Source organism: Rhizobium sp. BR 362, from assembly GCF_036528765.1.
Lineage (GTDB): Bacteria > Pseudomonadota > Alphaproteobacteria > Rhizobiales > Rhizobiaceae > Rhizobium.
In genome coordinates this window covers 42,935-55,822 of the sequence record NZ_JARWGH010000015.1, presented here as the reverse complement: position 1 = coordinate 55,822, position 12,888 = coordinate 42,935, and the positions used below count along the sequence as shown (strand labels likewise).

The following is a 12,888-nucleotide window of genomic DNA, read 5'->3' as shown; positions in this document are numbered from 1 at the left end:
CAAAAGCTCGACCTGACTTGAAACCGCCGTGCGACATCTCGTCGGCGGCAGAGTCCGATGCTTTGCCAATCCCTCTGATTAATTAGGAATTTCAAATGGATAGTAGAAATTATTTACAGAAAAAAATTACTTGACGGCCCGCGGTAAGCCGCTGATTATCCATTGCGCCGGACAGGGGAGGTCTGGTTTCAAGAGGAGGAAATTATGGAGCGCCGTTCATTTCTCAAGGCCACGGCTGTGGCGACGCTTGCCACCGGTGTTTCGGCTGTCGCCGGAAGCGTCAAGGCACAAGACAAGAAATTTACCATTGCCCTCATTCCGGGTCTGACGACGGATGCCTTTTATATCACCATGCGCAAAGGCGCCGAAGCCGCCGCGAAGGCGGTGGGTGCTGAGCTCATGTTCCAAGGCGCATCCGACTTCAACCCAGTCACACAGGTTCCAGTTCTCGATGCCGTCATTGCCAAGAAACCGGATGCCATCCTCATTGCGCCGACCGATAAAGATCAGTTGATCCAGCCGCTGAAGAAAGCCGTCGATGCGGGTATCCCCGTCATCACCGTCGATACGTTCATCGGCACCGGTGTCTATCAAACCGGCAGTGGCGACGCCGATTTTCCGCTTTCTTACATTGCCTCCGACAACCTTCTCGGTGGGGCAATAGCGGCGCGGGCGCTTGCAAAGGCTGTCGGTGAAAAAGGCAAGGTCTACGTTTCAAACGTCAAACCCGGCATCTCGACGACGGACCAGCGCGAGCAGGGTTTCAAGGACGAGATGAAAAAATATCCGAACATCACCGTCCTGGAAACACAGTACAATGACGACGATGCCAACAAGGCCGCGTCGCAGCTTCAGGCCGTCTACGCCCGCAACTCAGACCTCGACGGCGTTTTCGGTGCCAATCTGTTTTCCGCTCTGGGCGCCGCAAACGGGGTACAGCAGGCGGGCCAGACGGGCAAGATCCGCGTCGTTGCCTTTGATGCACCGACGACAATCGTCGACAATATCAATTCCGGTTTGGTTGATCTCGCGATTGCACAGCATCCGGCGGAAATCGGCTACTTCGGCGTGATGGCAGCTTACGCCCATCTGACCGGCAACTCGATCCCGACCTCCATCGGCACCGGTTTCACCGTCATCGACAAGTCGAATGTCGCCGACAAGAACGTCGCGAAATTCATCTACTCCGACTGATCGGATGATGTCTGCGCCTCGCTCAAGGGCGAGGCGCATCCTTGACCATAGTAGAGGGACCAGTGGGGCGGTGTGTTTGCGTCCTCGCTCGAGTTCGGGTTGATTTATGAGCATCGACAATATCGAGGCCCGCGAGGCGGACCAACACGTGGCGCCTGAGGCGGACCACGGCGATCAAGCAAAAACCATCGTCAATCGCATCGCACAGTTGCGCGCATGGCTTTTCCTTGCTGCGTTGATCGTGATTTTCGAGATCTGGGCACGTGTCGATTTCGGCGGCACCTTTGTCGGCTCGGCCTTCAACTGGCAGTCGGTCGCCGTTTTTGCGGTGGCACCGCTTCTGCTCGCCATCGGTCAGACCTTCGTCATTATATCCGGTGGTATCGACCTTTCGACGGGCTTCATCATGGGTCTCGCTGCTGTTGTTGCCGCGCATGTCACCAACATGGTCGGCCTTTACATGCCGCTGCCTATCGCCATGGTCTTCGGCATACTCGTCGCAATGGCTGCCGCCACGGTGCCCGGCTGCATCAATGGCCTTCTGATTTCCCGTCTTAAGGTTCCGCCATTCATCGGCACGCTCGGCATGTTCGGCGTTGCGCGCGGGACCGCGTTTCTTCTTGCCGGCGGCACCACCGTGCCGGTCAAGAACTCCTATTTCGCCGAGCTCGGCAATGGCCGCTTCTACGGTGTTCCCTATCTCGTCATCGTCACCCTGGTCTTCGTAGTGATCATGCATTACCTGCTGAGCCAGACACGTTTCGGCCAGCATAATTATGCGATCGGCGCCAATGCACAGGCGGCACGGCGGGCCGGCATCGATATAAAATCCCATCTTTTGCGGCTCTACATGCTTTCGGCGATCTGCGCGGGTCTCGGCGGCGCGCTCTATGCCGCCCGCTTCACCGCCGGTGCGGCCCAGGCCGGCGAACCGCTGCTGCTCGACAGCGTGGCTGCAGTCGTCATCGGCGGCGCCAGCCTGTTTGGCGGTTCGGGCACGATCATCGGCACCATTGCGGGGGCGCTGGTCATTGCCGTCATACAGTACGGTTTGGTTTTCATGAATGTGGAGCCGTTCTGGCAGTTCATCGCCGTCGGTATCGTCATCATCATTTCGGTGCTCATCGACCAGGCGCAGCGCCGGTTCAGCGGAGCAAAACAGGATGAATAGCGCAGCGCCTCTTCTCGAAGTCCGGAATCTGTCGCGTTATTTCGGCGCCGTGCAGGCCTTGGACAATTGCTCCATGGTTGTTCACCCCGGCGAGGTCGTAGCGCTGGCAGGCGACAATGGCGCCGGCAAAACGACGATGATCAAGACAATCTCGGGCGTTTATCCGCCAACGGCCGGTGAAATCCTGATTGAGGGGCAGCCGGTCACCTTCTCCTCTCCGCAGGATGCGCGGGAAAAGGGAATAGAGACGATTTATCAGGATTTGGCGCTCGCCGACAATCTGACGATCGGCTCCAACATCTTCCTCGGGCGCGAACCGATGAAGAAGCTCTTCGGCTTCCTGCCCGTCATCGACCGCAAGGCGATGGCGGACGCTGCCCGCGCCACGATGGCGCAGCTCGATTTCCACGTGAAAAGGCTTGATGCTCCGGTCAGCAACTTCTCCGGCGGCCAGCGCCAAGCAGTCGCGATCGGGCGTGCCGTCTATTGGAATGCCCGTATTCTGATCATGGACGAGCCGACCGCAGCGCTCGGTGTGCCGGAACAGCGCAAGGTCGTGGCATTGATCAAATCACTGAAGGCACAGGGCCGCGGCGTCATCTTCATCTCGCACAATCTGCAGGATATTTTCGCCGTATCCGACCGCATCGTCGTCCTTCGCCGAGGTATCGTTGCGGGAGAGCGCAAGATCAGCGAAACGACACATGAGGAAGTCGTCAAGCTGATGATTGGCGGCTAATCAACGGAGATGCTTTTTATTTCTTGCCGACCCTATATTTAACTGAGGTCGTTCCGCTCGGCGCCGGCATGCCATCCGCCGGCCTATTCCGTTGGCGGCGAGCAGCATTGAGATCTAGGATCGATTCATCCTCGACGATCACAACCTTATGGCGGCGGTTCGGTTTTGAAGTTTTGATCTGGGCAGTCCCGGCATAGCGCGCAAGCACTTCTGCACCATCATGCGATGCTCGCGTTTGCTCCATCATTTCGCGTTCAGCGACAGCTTGCAGCCAGTGCTCTCGATCCTTGCCTTGGGGGCGCCCAGCTCGTTCCCACAGATCATAAGCGCGAGCGCTGATCCAATTTGTTCTTTCGTCCGTCATGGCCGATCCTCCCGAGCGTTCCTAACGTCGGCGCAAGCCCGGAGTTCCCGACCTGACAGCAAGCCGCATGACACTTATGATTGATCGCAGTCGCGGAGAACGCAACTGCAGCCACCAAAATATGTTCCAGTGGCAGAAAAAGCATAAAGCTTCATCTTGAAGTAGGTGGAGGATGAATATGAAGGTACTGATCGTAGAAGACGAGGCGATCGTTGCTCATCAGCTCAAGACGATAGCGGCCGATGCCGGTCTCGCCACCCTCGGTCCGGCTTCCACCGTGGAGCAAGCGCCCGCTTATGCCCCGAGAGCGGACATAGTCTTGATAGATGTCGGTCTCTCCGATGGGAAGAGCGGCCTGCAACTCGCGCGCAGACTGATCGACCGCCACCGTAAGACAACCAGCTTTGTCACCGCCTGTCCGAAGCGTTGAAGCACTGTTGAAACCTGAAGCCGACGATATCGGGAATATCGGTCACTCATTCTGAATGTTCGACAAGACCCCAGGAGACCGTCCAAGCGCCGATTTGACCGGTCGAGATGCTCCCTGATTGAAAGAATGTCTGTGCCTCGGCGGGAATTGCCGCGGCAACGGCCTTATCCGACAAATTGGCAACAAGACCAAGAGTTGCTTGGCCGAGCCGCCACGTAACCCGCAGCAACGGCCCATCCTCGTTGTGGACGGCGGAATGACCCTGCGCGTGCTTGAGAAGCGGCACGATCTTTTCGCGCCTGAGGGTTATCAGCCGCTCATAATACGCGTTGAGACCATTGTCGTTTTCCAGCTCGTCCCAAGGCAGCTTGGCGCTTCGAAACGTGGCCTCGCTGGTCGGGTCGGGCGCGTCCTCTGCATCGAAGCCCGGCAGGCGCGACAGTTCCTCCTTGCGGCCAAGTCTCACCTTGCTGTTCAGCTCCTCCCCGAGATCGCAAAAGAAGGGAAAGGGTGCGGTGGTCCCCCATTCCTCGCCCATGAACAACATCGGGATTTGCGGCGAGAGCAGATAAATCGCCGCTATTGCCTTCATGGCATCGATCGAATGAGACGCAACCATGCGGTCACCCATTGCCCGGTTGCCGATCTGGTCGTGGTTCTGGATGAATGAAATGAAGGCCGTTGGCGGCAGACCGGCGCTGGGCGATCCTCTGGATCGCCCTCGATAGCCCATATGTTCCCCTTGAAAGACGAAGCCCTCGGCAAGCGCCCGGCCGAGATGCGCTCCATAATCAGCATAATCCTGGTAGTAGCCAAAGGTCTCGCCGGTCGCCGCGACGTGAAACGCGTGGTGGATGTCGTCATTCCATTGAGCCGTGAAGTCCTGGGGCTTGCCATCAGGGTCGCGGGCCAAAAGATCTGAATTATTGTCCTCATTCTCAAGGATGAGATGAATGTGGCGTTCGGGAAACGCTTGCCTGACACTGTTTGCCAGCTCCTTGAGAATATGGCGATCACTGTCGTCCTTCATCGCGTGAACGGCATCGAACCGCAGTCCGTCCATGCGAAAGACACCTAACCAGTAGATCGCGTTTTCAATGACAAAATCGCGAACGCAGCGGCTACCCTCGCCATCATAGTTGAGGCCGTTGCCCCAAGGGCTTTTGTGCCGGTCATTGAAGATCGGAGCATAGAGCGGCAGGTAGTTTCCCTCCGGTCCAAAGTGGTTGTAGACGACATCAAGAAAGACGCAGATGCCGCGCTCATGGGCGGCATCAACGAGCATCTTCAGATCTTCGGGGCGGCCATAGCTGCTATCCGGCGCATAAGGTAGAACGCCGTCATAGCCCCAGTTGTATCGACCCGGAAAATCGCTGAGCGGCATGAGCTGTATCGCAGTGATCCCGAGCCGCTGCAGATGATCCAGCTTTTCGATGGCCGACAGAAAAGTGCCGGCTTCCGTAAAGGCTCCGACATGCAGCTCGTAAATGAAGATTTGCTCCCAAGGCCGGCCGTTCCAATGCTGCACGCGCCATTCGAACGCCTGATCGATCAATTCGCACGGGCCATGAACATCGTTAGGCTGGAAACGGGAGGCTGGATCCGGCACCTCTGTGCCGTCGGGAAGAATGAACTTATAAAGATCGCCCGGCCGTGCCTCGGCGACTTCGGCAACATGCCAACCGTCTTGCTGCGGTCGCATCTCCCACTCGCCGCGGCGCTCGATCCTGACTTTCAGGCGGTCCTGCAATGGCGCCCATAGCCGGAATGTGACGCTAAGCGCTTTGATATCGGGCCCGAAGGTGAAGCTGTCTTGCATATCGCCTCCATGTCAGTCGCTTCAAACTCTGCGGATTCTCCAACGCATCTTGTCGGCGAGTGTTCCTGCGCCGGAACAGATCTTGTTCGGCTCCGTTGATAGAAGCCATTCTTATGCAAGGGAAAGCCATGCGTGTTCCGACCTCCACCTACCGCCTGCAATTTCGCGGCGATCTTACATTCGAGCGGGCGAGCGAGCTTGTTCCTTATCTGAAAGACCTCGGCATCAGTTATCTCTACGCCTCGCCGATCTTCACCGCCACGAAGGGTTCGACGCACGGCTACGACGTCACCGATCCAAACGAGATCGATCCGACGATAGGCGGCCGAAAAGGGTTCGACACCTTGACGGCAACTTTGCAGAGAGCTGGGCTCGGCCTCATCATCGATATCGTTCCGAACCACATGGCCGCCTCGCTGGAAAACGTCTGGTGGCGCGATGTTCTGCGACACGGGCCGAAGAGCGTCTACGCAGGCTATTTCGACATCGACTGGAGCGAGAAGCTGACATTGCCGCAGCTTGGAAAGCCCGTCGAAGAAGCTCTCGCTGCTGGTGAGCTTCAACTGCGCTACGATGCCACCGAGGATCTGTTGCAATTGGCTTATTTCGACAATTGCTTCCCGCTTTCCGAAGACAGCGCCAGCTTTGTGATGGCGCAGACAGGAAGAAATGCGGAGCGACTGCAGGCTTTCTCGAGGGATGCAGCCAAGATGAATGAGCTGATCGAGAAGCAGTACTGGCAGTTGCTGTATTGGAAGGATGCCGCTCGGCACCTCAACTATCGCCGCTTCTTCGAGGTCGCAGGGCTGATCGGCATAAGGGTGGAAGACGAGCGGGTCTTTGAAGCGACCCATCGGCTGACGATCGAATTGGTCCGTTCCGGGCAAGTTCAAGGTTTGCGCATCGATCATATCGACGGGCTGGCGGATCCCAAAACCTACCTCGAACGGCTGCGGCGCGCGGTCGGTGCCGACACGTTCATCGTCGTCGAAAAGATCCTTGGTCCTGACGAGATCTTGCCGGCAAACTGGCCCGTGTCCGGAACCACCGGATACGAATTCATCTCCGCCATGCCAGACCTCTTCGTTGCAGGAGATGGCCTGCAAAAAATCGAAGCGGCGTACCAGATCGTCGACAACGAGCATGCCGATTTTCCGACTGGTTTGCGCAACGCGAAGCTCCTGATGAGCGAGCGTAATTTCGCAGGCGAGACAGCTCGTCTGAGCAAGCTCGCTCATTTGAGCTTTCCTGGGCTGACCGAATCGGAGATATCCTCGGCGCTTCGGGAGCTGTTGGCCGCATTTCCGGTCTATCGCACCTATGGCTACCGCGGGGGCCTGTCTGCGGAAGATGAAGCAGTCGTTCGTAACGCCGTCGATAAGGCGCGCACCAAATTACCGACAGTGGAGGCGCTGGATGCGATAGAAAGCCTGTTGCGTGGAGAAATCGCCGATGACCAGGCTGTGGAGTTCCGCGCGAGATTTCAGCAACTCAGCGGTCCGGTCATGGCAAAGTCTGTCGAAGACACGCTATTTTATCGGTACACGCCTCTTATCGCGATGAATGAGGTGGGTGGCGAACCCGCGATATTGCCGCGAGGCGTTGCGGCCTTCCACCAATCGATGGCGGGCCGAATGAAGCGCCAGCCTCATGGGCTTTCCGCCACGTCGACGCACGATACGAAACGCGGAGAAGACGCGCGTGCACGTCTCTACAGCCTTTCGCAGCACCCTGAGGTCTGGATCGAAGGTGTTGCGCGGTGGCGTGCTTTGAATGCGGCCTTTCGCACCGATCTTCCAGACGGACCGGCGCCGGAACCGAATGTCGAATGGATGTTGTATCAGGCGCTCGCCGGAATCTGGCCGGCCGATATTGAGCAAAGCGATAGGGATGAACTGAAAGATCGGTTCGCTGCCTATGTGCTGAAGGCGATGCGCGAGGCAAAGCTGCGAACCGATTGGATGGATGAAAAGCCCGCCTATGAAAAGGCGGTGGTGGATTATGCCCGCGCTTTGCTTTCGCCTCAAAACCAGGGCTTCATGAGCGACTTCGAAAAGACGATGCGGCCATTTATCAAGCTCGGCTACTTGAATAGTTTGTCTCAGGTGTTGATCAAGCTCACGGCCCCCGGCATTCCGGATATCTACCAGGGCGCCGAGGGTCTCGACTTCAGCATGGTCGATCCCGATAACAGACGGCCAATCGATCATCGGCCCGTCGGAACGTGGCAGAATCAATCGCCCTTCGAAGAGCCGTGGGCAATATCCCTGAAACGCCAGATCATCCGAACCGTCCTGCGCCACCGCAACAGCCATCCCGAACTCTTTCTCGAGGGCGGCTATCTGCCGCTTGAGGTCAAAGGAGAGCGGTCTGACAATCTCGTCGCCTTCGCGCGAACTCGCGAGAAAGAGGCGGCAATCACGATCGTCCCGCGGCTGGTCGATGCCGGCAGGACCGGATCTGATTACTGGCAGGGCACGGTCGTATCAATACCGCCACGGTTCGGCCGGCAAACGCGCGATCTGCTGACGGGTAAATCGCTGCCTACGGGCGATATTTCGGCAGCGCGGTTGTTTGAAGATCACCCCATCTCGTTTCTCGTCACGCCCGACTAGCTTGCCGGCTAATTCGCAGCCTTCATATCGCCGGAACAAAGCGTCACGTTGCGGTGTTTGTGGTTGCACCAACAAAGAGGCTTCCATGACACAGGACGGAAAACGATACGTAGCCGAACCGGGCGATTTCACGCGTCGGGGAGCCAACTATGACGGCGAGGGCGTCAATTTCGGGCTTTTCAGCGCCTATGCGGAGAAGGTTGAACTCTGTCTTTTCGACGAGACCGGAAAGCAGGAAATCGAGCGGATCGTCCTGCCGGAATTTACCAACGAGATCTGGCATGGCTATGTTCCAGGCCTGCAGCCCGGTGCTCTCTACGGCTATCGCGTCCATGGACCGTTTGATCCGGAGAGCGGGCATCGCTTCAACCCGAACAAGTTGCTCGTCGACCCATACGCCCGCGAGCTTGTGGGCAATGTGGCGTGGTCACAAGCGAATTTCGCCTACATTCTGGATGACGAACTGAAGGATCTATCTTTCGACGAGACGGATAGTGCGCCGGCGATGCCCAAGTGCCGCGTCGTCGATTTCAACGGGAAAGACAAGGCTTCAAGCCAAAAACCGTGCGTCCCTTGGTCGCGGACGATTTTCTACGAGTCTCACGTCAAGGGACTGACGATGCTGCATCCGGCGATTCCGGAGGAGCTACGCGGTACGTTTGATGGGCTCGGCCAAAGAGCGATCGTCGATTACGTTAAGAGCCTTGGCATTACCTCGATCGAGCTGCTTCCGATCCACTTTTTTCCCGACGACAGTCACCTGCTCGACAAGGGGCTCAGCAACTACTGGGGCTACAATACGCTCGCCTTTTTTGCCCCGGCTTCCCGCTACTACGGTCCGAGAGGTTTCGCAGGCTTCCGCGAAATGGTGCGCACCTTCCATGATGCCGGTATCGAGGTGATCCTGGACGTCGTCTACAACCATACGGCCGAAGGAAACGAGCTCGGCCCGACCCTGTCGTTCAAAGGCATCGACAATTTTTCCTATTATCGCACTATGCCCGACACGCCTCGCTATTACATCAACGACACGGGCACCGGTAACACCATCAATACGTCGCACCCTCGCGTACTGCAGATGGTGACGGATTCGCTTCGTTATTGGGCCGAAGAGATGGAGGTTGACGGCTTCCGCTTCGATCTCGGCACCATTCTCGGTCGGGAACCGCAGGGTTTTGACCAGCGCAGCGGCTTTTTCGATGCGGTTGGCCAAGATCCGGTCCTCTCCAAAATCAAGCTTATCGGCGAGCCGTGGGACATCGGCCCCGGCGGCTATCAGGTGGGCGGCTTTCCGCCGGGCTGGGCAGAGTGGAATGACAAATATCGTGATACGATCCGTGACTACTGGAATGGTACCCCGGGCACGACACGAGAGTTTGCCGCGCGCATCCTCGGCTCGGGCGATGTCTATGACCTGCGCGGGCGCCGACCATGGGCGAGCGTCAATTTCATTGCGGCCCACGACGGCTTTACCCTTAACGACCTCGTCTCCTACAACGACAAGCATAACGAGGCGAATGGCGAGAACAACGAGGACGGCCACAACGACAATCGCAGTTTCAACTATGGTGCGGAAGGGCCAACCGACGACGAAGGCATCGATGCGACGCGAGAGCGTCAGAAGCGGAATTTCCTGGCGACCCTGTTCCTCTCGCATGGGACACCGATGCTGCTTGCCGGCGACGAATTCGGCCGCAGCCAAATGGGCAACAACAACGGCTATTGCCAGGACAACGAACTTAGCTGGCTACATTGGCAAGACCCTTACGAGAGCGCCGAAGCCCTGCGCGCCTTCACCAAGCGGCTGATTGCCCTGCGACAGGATCATTCAATCTTCAGACGGGAGAATTGGCGCGACGGCTTGATCGTTACGTGGCTCAATCCCGGTGGTGGCGAATTTGCCGAAGAGCATTGGGATGACGAGGCAAGCACGACCATTGGACTGCGGCTGTCGCGCAACCAGCCCTTCGAGGAAGGGTGGGACGACGTGCTTCTCCTCTTCAATCCTCAGGACGAAGACGTCAGTTTCGACCTGCCGGATGACAGGCGCTGGATCTTGGAACTCACCACATCAGATCCGATGGCGACGGGAACTGAAGCAATCGCCGACAAGAGCTTGCAGCTTCAAGCGCGAAGCCTGGCGGTCTTGCGGCCGATCTGAATGGTGGCTTTGATGAGGCCGCCGTGCATGTCGTGCTGCGGCCTGCGCGATCTTCCCCTTCGCATTTGACGCCAGCAGGCGTCTGCGGGCCAACTTTTTCGGCTGGAAGAATAAAGAAACGCGAGGAACTTCGAGAGCTCTCCCTTGTTAGGCGCAATTCTTTGTCCAGCGAGGCTATCATGTATCATCACGTCAAGAAGCTTATGTACACTGTGCGGGTTGATGAACCAGATCCGAAATTCGGCAATATGCTGCTTGAGCAGTTCGGCGGCGCCAACGGGGAACTGGCGGCTGCGATGCAATATTCGATCCAGGGCCTCAATTGCGAGGATCCAGGCCGCAAAGATCTTTTGATGGATATCGGCACCGAGGAACTCAGTCATCTGGAGATCGTCGGCTGCTTGGCGCGCATGCATTTGAAGCCGATGAAGTCCGTCAGGGAGGAGGCCGAGGCCGATCCTTTGATTGCCATCGCCGGCGGCGGCGGCATAAATCTTTTCAACTCTATGGGTAATCCATGGACCGCGGATTACCTCAAGATTACCGGTGAACTCGACGTCGATCTGCGCAGCAACATTGCGGCGGAAGCCCGCGCCAAGATCGTCTATGAGCGGCTGATCAATTTCTGTCGCGATCCCGGCACCAAGGATGCTCTGCAGTTCCTGATGACCCGCGAAATCACCCACATGCGAGCTTTCTCACTTGCTCTGGAGAGCATGGGTAAGCCGCCGCTCAGTGTCGGCAGGATCGCACCCACGCCGAAACTCGTGGATCAGTTCTTCAACGATTCCACCGGAGAAGGAGACCATGGCGAAGTGGATACGAGGGGCCCGTGGAATGAAGGCGAACCTTGGAAATTTGTCGAGGCTCCGGCCTTCCAGGCCATGAAGCCGGCCAAGGACGGCGGAGCAGGCGTTCACGCGGAAAGTGCTCGTGTGGAAGGATCGGAGGCAATTCAGGAAGTGCTGGTAGACGAGCTACGGGATCTGCTGCATGCCGAAAAGCAGCTTCTCAAGGCCCTTCCCAACATGGAAAAGGCAGCGCGCTCCAGACAGTTGCAAACTCTGCTGAAAACTCACCTTCAGGAAACCGACGCCCAGGTGGAACGCCTCAACGAATGCCTGAAGATCCTCGGAGCACCTTCTCGAGCCAAGCCGTGCAAGGGCATGGCGGGTCTTGTCGAGGAAGGCGAGGAGGTCATGACCGAAGGCAAGAAGAAGGAAGATGCCCCTGCCGATCTCGCCCTGATCGGAGCCGCGCTTCGCGTCGAGCACTACGAGATCGCCGCCTATACGACAGCCAGGAATCTGGCTTTGCAGCTTTCGCAGCCGACCGTTGCTCAACTGCTCACGATTTCCTTAGGCGAGGAGCAGAATGCAGGGCAGTTGCTCGACCAAGTGGCGCAACCGCTTATGTCGGTCGCGCGCATGCCGCGGAGCGTCGCGTAATAAGTTTGTCCGGGTGCCGGCCTCATTGGCCGAGCGGAATGGCCGCGTGCTTGCTGGGCACGCGGCCCGCAATTCCCGATCAACTCCCACATCCATGCGATGTCATCCGACCCAGGGATCGAACAACTCAACGCCAAAACCTTCGAAATCTCTTATGTTGCGCGTTGCAAGAGTGAGATCGTAAGCAATCGCCGTGGCGGCGATCAGGCCGTCCATTGACGAGAGGCCGCGGCCGCTTCGCTTTGCAAGTCCCATCAGGTCGCCCCAAGCCGTGGCCACTGGTTCGGTCACAGGCAGGACACGTTGCTCGAAGCGCTGCGGCAGGTCCGTGGCTAGCCATTCCGCCAGCGTGTCGCGCTTCCGCCCGCTATCCATCAGTGCGACCCCACGCCGGATCTCGGCTATCGAGATGACGCTAATGAATGACCGATCCTCATCGAGGCTATCAAGCCATCGCAGGACATGTGCATCAGGTCGCGGCCTTGTCACCTCGGACAGGACATCGGTGTCTAAAAGAAGTCTCACAGCGAAAGATCACGTGGGTCGTCGCGTTGACGTTTTAGGTCCAGATCGGCGCCACGCAGGGGCGACTCCATCAGAAACTCGGCAAGCGTCCCCTTACGCGCAGTCTTGCGATGCCATTCCTCGGCGGAGACGACAACCACACTTGGCTTGCCGTTCCGCGTAATCGTCTGTGGCACCGCTTGCGCGCGTTCGATGACCTCGGAAAGTTTTGCCTTCGCGCTGGCGACGGTCCACGTTTCCTCGCTTGGTGAAGACGGCCGCATTGTTGCCTCATGACTAGAGTGACTATAATGACTATATAGACTCCCACCTCTCAACTGACAAGCGGTTTAGCGAAGGAAGACCCCAGTTGGAACTACGGCTCGGCGCATGCATTTCAAGTGAAGGATGTGCGTTCGATGTCTCTAAGAACCGTCCGCAAC

The 12,888-nt window shown here is 57.7% G+C and carries 11 protein-coding genes; 7 read left to right on the top strand and 4 right to left on the bottom strand.

The annotated features are described in order from the left end of the window. The first annotated feature begins 204 nt into the window (after window positions 1-204). From QDY28_RS18860 to QDY28_RS18850, 3 genes are all read left to right on the top strand, one after another. Window positions 205-1,194 (top strand): substrate-binding domain-containing protein, encoded by a 990-nt coding sequence (locus tag QDY28_RS18860; protein ID WP_331383184.1) that lies wholly within the window; start codon window positions 205-207, stop codon window positions 1,192-1,194. 106 nt (window positions 1,195-1,300) lie between these two features. Further along, window positions 1,301-2,365 carry an ABC transporter permease subunit gene (locus QDY28_RS18855; protein ID WP_331383183.1) on the top strand — a complete coding sequence of 355 codons (1,065 nt, stop codon included), beginning with the start codon at window positions 1,301-1,303 and terminating at the stop codon, window positions 2,363-2,365. Next, entirely contained in the window at window positions 2,358-3,104 is a 747-nt protein-coding gene (locus QDY28_RS18850) for an ATP-binding cassette domain-containing protein (RefSeq protein WP_331383182.1), read from the top strand. The genes QDY28_RS18855 and QDY28_RS18850 overlap by 8 nt, the downstream gene beginning before the upstream one ends. Window positions 3,105-3,120: 16 nt before the next feature. Here the strand turns inward: QDY28_RS18850 and QDY28_RS18845 are convergent, their stop codons facing one another. Beyond that, complete coding sequence (locus QDY28_RS18845; RefSeq protein WP_331383181.1) at window positions 3,121-3,468, bottom strand: DUF2934 domain-containing protein; 348 nt, start codon at window positions 3,466-3,468, stop codon at window positions 3,121-3,123. A gap of 178 nt (window positions 3,469-3,646) precedes the next feature. Here QDY28_RS18845 and QDY28_RS18840 point away from each other — a divergent pair, with 178 nt between their 5' ends. Then, a complete protein-coding gene (locus QDY28_RS18840) occupies window positions 3,647-3,898 on the top strand; it encodes a response regulator (protein ID WP_442967559.1) in 252 nt (83 codons plus the stop codon). Between the two features lie 46 nt (window positions 3,899-3,944). On the opposite strand, the gene treZ is transcribed toward QDY28_RS18840, so the two are convergent. Next, on the bottom strand, window positions 3,945-5,717 hold the full coding sequence (gene treZ / locus QDY28_RS18835; RefSeq protein WP_331383180.1) for a malto-oligosyltrehalose trehalohydrolase: 1,773 nt from the start codon (window positions 5,715-5,717) through the stop codon (window positions 3,945-3,947). Window positions 5,718-5,845: 128 nt separating this feature from the next. On the opposite strand from treZ, the gene treY reads away from it, so the two are divergent. The 3 genes from treY to QDY28_RS18820 all read left to right on the top strand — a co-directional run bounded on the left by treY (window position 5,846) and on the right by QDY28_RS18820 (window position 11,941). After that, window positions 5,846-8,332 carry a malto-oligosyltrehalose synthase gene (gene treY, locus QDY28_RS18830; RefSeq protein WP_331383179.1) on the top strand — a complete coding sequence of 829 codons (2,487 nt, stop codon included), beginning with the start codon at window positions 5,846-5,848 and terminating at the stop codon, window positions 8,330-8,332. 85 nt (window positions 8,333-8,417) lie between these two features. Beyond that, window positions 8,418-10,493, top strand: coding sequence for a glycogen debranching protein GlgX (gene glgX / locus QDY28_RS18825; RefSeq protein WP_331383178.1), 2,076 nt, complete (start codon window positions 8,418-8,420; stop codon window positions 10,491-10,493). A 179-nt stretch (window positions 10,494-10,672) separates the two neighbouring features. Next, window positions 10,673-11,941 carry a DUF892 family protein gene (locus QDY28_RS18820; RefSeq protein ID WP_331383177.1) on the top strand — a complete coding sequence of 423 codons (1,269 nt, stop codon included), beginning with the start codon at window positions 10,673-10,675 and terminating at the stop codon, window positions 11,939-11,941. Between the two features lie 102 nt (window positions 11,942-12,043). Here QDY28_RS18820 and QDY28_RS18815 read toward each other — a convergent pair whose 3' ends face one another. Further along, window positions 12,044-12,466, bottom strand: a complete 423-nt coding sequence (locus QDY28_RS18815; protein ID WP_331383176.1) for a type II toxin-antitoxin system VapC family toxin — start codon at window positions 12,464-12,466, stop codon at window positions 12,044-12,046. Beyond that, a complete protein-coding gene (locus tag QDY28_RS18810) occupies window positions 12,463-12,729 on the bottom strand; it encodes a type II toxin-antitoxin system Phd/YefM family antitoxin (RefSeq protein ID WP_331383175.1) in 267 nt (88 codons plus the stop codon). Before QDY28_RS18810 ends, QDY28_RS18815 begins: the two co-directional genes overlap by 4 nt. Between the last annotated feature and the right edge of the window lie 159 nt (window positions 12,730-12,888).

What these genes read in the sequence shown, in the direction of transcription:
- QDY28_RS18860 (WP_331383184.1), top strand. Translation starts at nt 205, where the DNA reads ATGGAGCGCCGTTCATTTCTCAAGGCCACGGCTGTGGCGACGCTTGCC.
- QDY28_RS18855 (WP_331383183.1), top strand. Translation starts at nt 1,301, where the DNA reads ATGAGCATCGACAATATCGAGGCCCGCGAGGCGGACCAACACGTGGCG.
- QDY28_RS18850 (WP_331383182.1), top strand. Translation starts at nt 2,358, where the DNA reads ATGAATAGCGCAGCGCCTCTTCTCGAAGTCCGGAATCTGTCGCGTTAT.
- QDY28_RS18845 (WP_331383181.1), bottom strand. Translation starts at nt 3,468, where the DNA reads ATGACGGACGAAAGAACAAATTGGATCAGCGCTCGCGCTTATGATCTG.
- QDY28_RS18840 (WP_442967559.1), top strand. Translation starts at nt 3,647, where the DNA reads ATGAAGGTACTGATCGTAGAAGACGAGGCGATCGTTGCTCATCAGCTC.
- treZ (WP_331383180.1), bottom strand. Translation starts at nt 5,717, where the DNA reads ATGCAAGACAGCTTCACCTTCGGGCCCGATATCAAAGCGCTTAGCGTC.
- treY (WP_331383179.1), top strand. Translation starts at nt 5,846, where the DNA reads ATGCGTGTTCCGACCTCCACCTACCGCCTGCAATTTCGCGGCGATCTT.
- glgX (WP_331383178.1), top strand. Translation starts at nt 8,418, where the DNA reads ATGACACAGGACGGAAAACGATACGTAGCCGAACCGGGCGATTTCACG.
- QDY28_RS18820 (WP_331383177.1), top strand. Translation starts at nt 10,673, where the DNA reads ATGTATCATCACGTCAAGAAGCTTATGTACACTGTGCGGGTTGATGAA.
- QDY28_RS18810 (WP_331383175.1), bottom strand. Translation starts at nt 12,729, where the DNA reads ATGCGGCCGTCTTCACCAAGCGAGGAAACGTGGACCGTCGCCAGCGCG.